Source organism: Blautia sp. TF10-30 (assembly GCF_003481245.1).
In the GTDB taxonomy this organism is placed as follows: Bacteria; Bacillota; Clostridia; order Lachnospirales; family Lachnospiraceae; genus Fusicatenibacter; species Fusicatenibacter saccharivorans.
This window is the reverse complement of the sequence record NZ_QUKM01000004.1, coordinates 201298-207596: the sequence shown is the minus strand read 5'-3', so window position 1 is coordinate 207596 and position 6299 is coordinate 201298. Positions and strand designations below refer to the sequence as shown.

The 6299-nt window shown below is 50.1% G+C and carries 6 protein-coding genes, 2 tRNA genes and 1 rRNA gene (1 of these 9 running past the window's edge); all 9 read right to left on the bottom strand.

The features are described from left to right. Positions 1-138: ribosomal RNA gene (locus DXD02_RS06220) — 16S ribosomal RNA — on the bottom strand; it reaches 1440 nt to the left of the window's first position. A gap of 225 nt (positions 139-363) precedes the next feature. Beyond that, positions 364-453, bottom strand: a tRNA-Ser gene (locus tag DXD02_RS06215). Between the two features lie 48 nt (positions 454-501). After that, positions 502-587: transfer RNA gene (locus DXD02_RS06210), tRNA-Ser, on the bottom strand. Positions 588-837: 250 nt separating this feature from the next. Further along, complete coding sequence (gene ispD / locus DXD02_RS06205; protein ID WP_118666564.1) at positions 838-1566, bottom strand: 2-C-methyl-D-erythritol 4-phosphate cytidylyltransferase; 729 nt, start codon at positions 1564-1566, stop codon at positions 838-840. Positions 1567-1645: 79 nt separating this feature from the next. After that, positions 1646-2671 (bottom strand): tRNA (adenosine(37)-N6)-threonylcarbamoyltransferase complex transferase subunit TsaD, encoded by a 1026-nt coding sequence (tsaD, locus tag DXD02_RS06200; protein ID WP_022462650.1) that lies wholly within the window; start codon positions 2669-2671, stop codon positions 1646-1648. Further along, positions 2664-3587: a ribonuclease Z gene (locus DXD02_RS06195; protein WP_022462651.1), complete on the bottom strand. Its 924-nt coding sequence runs from the start codon at positions 3585-3587 to the stop codon at positions 2664-2666. Before DXD02_RS06195 ends, tsaD begins: the two co-directional genes overlap by 8 nt. A 137-nt stretch (positions 3588-3724) precedes the next feature. Next, positions 3725-4507, bottom strand: a complete 783-nt coding sequence (gene trpA, locus DXD02_RS06190; RefSeq protein ID WP_055219903.1) for a tryptophan synthase subunit alpha — start codon at positions 4505-4507, stop codon at positions 3725-3727. Next, positions 4500-5684 (bottom strand): tryptophan synthase subunit beta, encoded by a 1185-nt coding sequence (gene trpB / locus DXD02_RS06185; RefSeq protein ID WP_022462653.1) that lies wholly within the window; start codon positions 5682-5684, stop codon positions 4500-4502. The genes trpA and trpB overlap by 8 nt, the downstream gene beginning before the upstream one ends. Beyond that, on the bottom strand, positions 5677-6285 hold the full coding sequence (locus tag DXD02_RS06180) for a phosphoribosylanthranilate isomerase (RefSeq protein WP_055228636.1): 609 nt from the start codon (positions 6283-6285) through the stop codon (positions 5677-5679). Before DXD02_RS06180 ends, trpB begins: the two co-directional genes overlap by 8 nt. Positions 6286-6299 lie beyond the last annotated feature (14 nt).

Here is a 6299-nt window from a genome sequence, read left to right as displayed (position 1 = left end):
CCACGCGTTACTCACCCGTCCGCCGCTCAGTCAATTAAGAATCAATCCGAAGAAATCAACTTAACTGCTTCGCTCGACTTGCATGTGTTAAGCACGCCGCCAGCGTTCATCCTGAGCCAGGATCAAACTCTCTGATAAAAGATTTGTTCCAAGTTCAAAATCAACATACTAGCTAATTTATCCCTTTTACTGTTTTAAAGGATCTTTCGATCGTTTTGAATTACTTATTCAGAACTTTCGAGGATGTGTTTCATTGTTTAATTATCAAGGATCTTTGCTGTTCTCTCGATCAGTAACTCGTTTATTTTATCAAACTCATTTGCATTTGTCAAGAACTTTTTTCAACTTTTTTTCAAAGCCGAGCGGAGAAGGAGGGATTTGAACCCTCGCGCCGCTATTAACGACCTACTCCCTTTCCAGGGGAGCCCCTTCAGCCAGCTTGGGTACTTCTCCATAGTTTGCCTGATTCATAATCAGATATTCAATTAACTGAGTTTTGAGCGGAGAGGGTGGGATTCGAACCCACGCGCCCTTTCGGACAAACGGTTTTCAAGACCGCCTCGTTATGACCGCTTCGATACCTCTCCGTGTGTGAATTCAAATCTCGGTAACTCCCGAAATCATCTCAGTTTTTGGCTTGTCAGCTTTGCGTTTTTATCTCTCTCGCTCAGCGACATTCGTTATTATATCAGCAGTGTTTCAGAATGTCAACCACTTTTTTGAATTTTTTTTACATTTTTTTCAATTTCTTTTTCGTTTTCGCTGTTTTTCCCTGTTTTGCAATTCACACATTTGTTTTTATCCATTTATAGTTTGCTTTCTGTATTTTGCTTTTTTCTATTTTTCTGCCAGAAAGCTCTCTGCAACGAGCAGATCCTCCGGTGTTGTGATTTTTATATTTTCATAGCCGCCTTTTACCATCACTGATGCGATTCCCATCTCCTGCTCCACAACCATGGCATCGTCGGTGATTCCTTCTGTGGAATGCTGCATCAGTTTTTCGAATGCCGGAAACAGAAGCTCTGCTGCAAAGGCCTGCGGGGTCTGTGCCTGCCATACGAGATCTCTTCGCGGGCTTTCCCTGATTTTTCCGTTTTCATCGGTAAGCTTGATGGTATCCTTGACCGGCATGCCAAGGACACAGGCTTTTTCTTCTTTTACACATGCGCAGAGACGTTCCAGCATTTCCTGGTTTAAAAACGGGCGGGCGCCATCGTGAATCAGAACGTAATCGGTCTTCTGATCCTGTTCGCTTTCCAGGCTTTTCAGCGTCTGCAATGCTTTCCAGACAGATTCATACCGTTCCCTTCCGCCTGCGCATACGGAAACAGTTTTCTTAATTCCATATTTTTCGATAATCTCTTTCTGACAGTATTCTATTTTATCCGCACCTGTCACAAGAATGATCTGGTCAATCTCCGGCGAATGTTCAAAAACCTCCAGCGCGTAAACCACGACTGGTTTTCCTCCGATTTCCAGAAACTGTTTTGCTACGCTTCCGCCCATCCGGGTTCCCTTTCCGGCTGCCAGGACAACCACAGTGTATTTTTCTTTCTTCTCGCTCATCTTTTCCTCCGTTTTCTACAAATGCAAAAACTCCGCAGCAGATCTCTCTTCTCCGTTCTGCTGCGGAAGTTTCTTTTTCTTATCGTTCTCCAAGCTTCAGGTTCGGTACGGCATTCAGGTCCCAGCCGTGGCGGGTTCCCTTCTGGTACTCGTAGTAAGCTGCCACACCGATCATGGCCGCATTGTCGGTACAGAAGATCGGGGACGGACGGTAAAAGCGGATGCCCTCTTTTTCACATGCTGCTTCCATCGCCGCGCGGAGTGCCCCGTTCGATGCAACGCCGCCGGCGATCGCCAGACGGTCCATATGGTAATCTTTGGCCGCACGGATGGCATTATCCACCAGAACGTCCACAACGGCCTGCTGGAAGGACGCAGCGATGTCTGCTTCGACAATTGGTTCGCCTGTCATCCGGCATTTGTTCAGATGGTTTAAAACGGCAGATTTTACGCCGCTGAAGCTGAAGTCATACGGCGCATCCTCCATGTGGGCACGCGGGAAGTCGATGGCGTGCGGGTTTCCTTCTTTTGCCAGCTTGTCGATCTTCGGTCCGCCCGGATAGCCGAGTCCGATGGCACGGGCTACCTTGTCGAAGGCTTCTCCGGCTGCGTCGTCTCTCGTTCTTCCGAGGATTTCGAAAGAACCGTAATCTTTTACAATGACAAGATGGGTATGGCCTCCGGAGATGATTTCACACAGGAACGGCGGCTCCAGATCCGGGTGTTCGATATAGTTCGCCGAGACGTGGCCTTCAATATGGTGAACGCCGACCAGCGGTTTCTTTTTTGCATAGGCGATCGCTTTTGCCTCTGCCACGCCGACGAGAAGTGCGCCGACAAGACCAGGGCCGTACGTAACACCGATCGCATCGATATCATCCAGAGTGACATCGGCTTCTTTTAAGGCCGCTTCTACAACCTGGTTGATTTTTTCGATATGTTTTCTGGATGCAATTTCCGGCACAACACCGCCATACAGGGTATGGATGGCGATCTGGGATGAAATAATGTTAGACAGCACACATCTTCCGTTTTTCACGACGGAGGCTGCGGTTTCATCGCAGGAGCTCTCAATTGCAAGAATCAGGGTATCTTTTTCACTCATTTTTCGTTTCCTCTTCAAATAACAGTTCTACTGATCTTCCGTCTTTTCCAAGCTCTGCGGCCGGGAAAATCTTCTGTACCTCATCCATGTACCGCTGCGGGCCGACGAGCGACGGGGAAAAGTGGGTCAGCCACATTTCGGCAGCCTCGGCATCTTTTGCCAGTTTTGCCGCCTCGTAGAAGGTCATATGCTTAAATTCTTTTGCTTTTGCCTGTTTTTCCGGCTCGCCGTACATTCCCTCGCAGATGAAAAGGTCGGAGCCTTTCGCATGTTCGGAGATCGACGGAATCGGGCGGGTATCGGTGCAGTAGGTCACCTTCAGTCCCTTTCTGGCAGGGCCGAGGACCATGTCCGGCGTATACGTCTTTCCATCCAGGGTGACAGTCTCGCCTTTCTGCAGCGGATTCCAGCATTTAATCGGAATTTCCTGTGCTTTAGCGCGCTCCACATCGAATTTTCCCTTGCGGGAGATTTCCAGCGAATAGCCGTAGCAGGTGATATTGTGCTGCACGCGGAAGGCTGTGATTTTGTAGCCGTTCATCTCGATCACTTCCTCCGGCGCTGTCACCTCGTGAAATACAATCGGGAACGGCAGCTCCGGGCAGATGACGCGCAGCGAATTGACGACGCGCTCCAGGCCTTTTGGGCCGATCATGGTCAGCGGTTCTCTCCGGTCAGTGTTTCCCATCGTCAGGAGAAGTCCTGGAAGGCCGCTGATGTGGTCTGCGTGGTAATGGGTGAAGCAGATGGCATCAATCGGCTTAAAGGTCCAGCCTTTTTCCTTGATGGCAACCTGGGTTCCCTCGCCGCAGTCGATCAGAAGGCTGCTTCCGTTGTATCGGGTCATCAGGGCGGTCAGGCGTCTGCCTGGCAGAGGCATCATACCGCCTGTTCCCAGTAAACATACATCTAACACGTTTTTCCTCCATATTCTATCCGGCTTTTTCGAAAGCCGGTCAGGTATTTTACGTTGAAAAAGCGTGTCCAAAACGGTTTGTTTCAGACACGCTCTCATCTTAACACAGTTTTTTCAAACACGCAATGACGCGGGTTTTATTTATTTGCTGTCATGACAGCTTCCTTCATCATGCGGACATACGTATAGATGTGCTGCTCCGCATGAGTGCCGTACTTCGCAATCATTTTGACGATAGCGCTTCCGACGATGACACCGTCCGCAATTTTTGCAATGTTGGCCGCCTGATCGGTCGTGTTGATGCCGAAGCCTACGGCTACCGGAATATCGGTTACTTTGCGGATTGCGGCGATCATGGAATCGAGGTCTGTCTTGATCTCGCTTCTGACACCGGTAACGCCCAGAGACGATACGAGGTAGATAAAACCTTCGGCGTCTGCGGCAATTTTCTGGATGCGCTGCTCAGACGTCGGCGCAATCAGGGAAATGACATCTACCTGATGGCTGCGCGCAATATCGTTTAATTCGCCTTTTTCCTCATACGGCATATCCGGGATGATGATGCCATTGATGCCGACTTCCTCGCATTTTGTAAAGAACGGCTCGTATCCGTAATGGAACACCGGGTTTAAGTAGGTCATAAACACCAGCGGAATGTCTGTTTTTTTGCGCACGGAGGCTACCATATCGAAAATTTTATCGGTGGTAGTTCCGGCTTTTAAGGAACGGAGGTCTGCCTCCTGGATGACAACGCCCTCGGCAATCGGATCCGAGAACGGGATTCCGATCTCGATCAGGTCTGCGCCTGCTTTTTCGAGCTCCAGAATATAATTCTCTGTTTTTTCAATGTTCGGGTCTCCGGCTGTCAGAAACGGAATGAATGCTTTGCTGTTTGAAAATGCTTCTGTTACTTTACTCATGAAGGTCCCTCCCTCTGTATCTTGCAATGGCTGCTACGTCTTTGTCTCCGCGTCCGGACAGGCAGATGATGATGGAGTCTTCCGGATCAAATTCTTTTGCGATCTTCATCGCATGGGCTACTGCATGGGCACTCTCGATCGCACAGATGATACCCTCGGTTCTTGCGAGGTATTCAAAAGCTTCTACTGCCTCATCGTCCGTTACCGGAACGTATTCGGCGCGGCCGATGTCATGCAGATATGCATGCTCCGGTCCAATGCCCGGGTAGTCAAGGCCTGCGGAAATCGAGTAAACCGGTGCGATCTGACCGTATTTATCCTGGCAGAAGTAGGATTTCATACCGTGGAAGACGCCGAGTGTTCCGGTTGCAATGGTTGCTGCAGTCTCTGCGGTGTTGACGCCGCGTCCTGCTGCCTCGCATCCAATCAGGCGGACATTTTTGTCATTGATGAAGTTATAGAACATACCCATCGCATTGCTTCCGCCGCCGACGCATGCCATGACGGCTTTCGGGAGTTTTCCTTCTTTTTCGAGGATCTGCTCTCTTGCCTCTTTGCTGATGACAGCCTGGAAATCGCGGACGATGGTCGGGAACGGATGCGGGCCCATAACGGAACCGAGAACGTAGTGGGTGTCATCGACACGTGATACCCACTCGCGCATCGCCTCATTGACGGCATCTTTTAAGGTCATAGTTCCGGTAGTAACGGCATTTACTTTTGCACCGAGAAGCTCCATCCGGTATACATTGAGGGCCTGACGGTCGGTGTCTTCTTTTCCCATGAAGATCTCACACTCAAGTCCCATCAGCGCTGCTGCCGTTGCGGTTGCCACACCGTGCTGGCCGGCTCCGGTCTCTGCGATGACACGGGTTTTTCCCATTCTTTTTGCGAGGAGGCACTGTCCGAGCACGTTGTTGATTTTGTGGGCTCCGGTGTGGTTCAGATCCTCTCGTTTGAGGTAAATTTTTGCTCCGCCGAGATCCTTTGTCATTTTCTCTGCGTAGTAGAGAAGGGACGGGCGGCCCGCGTAATTTTTCAGCAGGTCATCGAGCTCCTGGCAGAACTCCGGATCGTTTTTATAATAATTGTACTGTTTTTCCAAATTGATAATTTCATTCATCAGAGTTTCCGGTATGTACTGGCCTCCGTGAATACCAAATCTTCCGTCAGACATGTCTTATCCTCCTTATGCATTCTGTGATTTTTTTCGGGTCCTTTACGCCGTCTGTCTCGACACCGCTGCTGATGTCGACGGCGAAGGGATGTGTCTGTAAAATCGCCTGTTCCACATTTTCGGCGTTCAGGCCTCCCGCAAGGAAATACGGGCGGTCCATGTTTCTGATCAGTGACCAGTCGAACGATTCGCCGGTACCGCCTTTTCCGTGGTCGAGAAGGATGTAATCGGCGCTGCTTTTTTTCGCCTTTTCGACGTCCTCCCTGGTTTTGATGGAAAATGCCTTGATCAGTTCCCCGCCGGTGCGGAACCGGAGCGAATGGATATATTCTTCACTCTCATTTCCGTGGAGCTGTGCCAGATCGATGACGCCCTCTTCGAGGTATCCTGCGACAATCGCCGGAAGCTCGTTCACAAAGACGCCGACCGCCTGGATTTCGGGATCCAGATAGCGCCGCAGCGTCACGGCATGTTCTTTTGTAATCTGTCTGCGGCTTTTTGCAAAGACAAAGCCGACATATTCGGGCTTCAGCTCATTCACCGCATCGATGTCTTCCAGCCGTGTGAGCCCGCAGATTTTGATTCTGGTCTGTTCTTCCATAACGTTTGACTCCC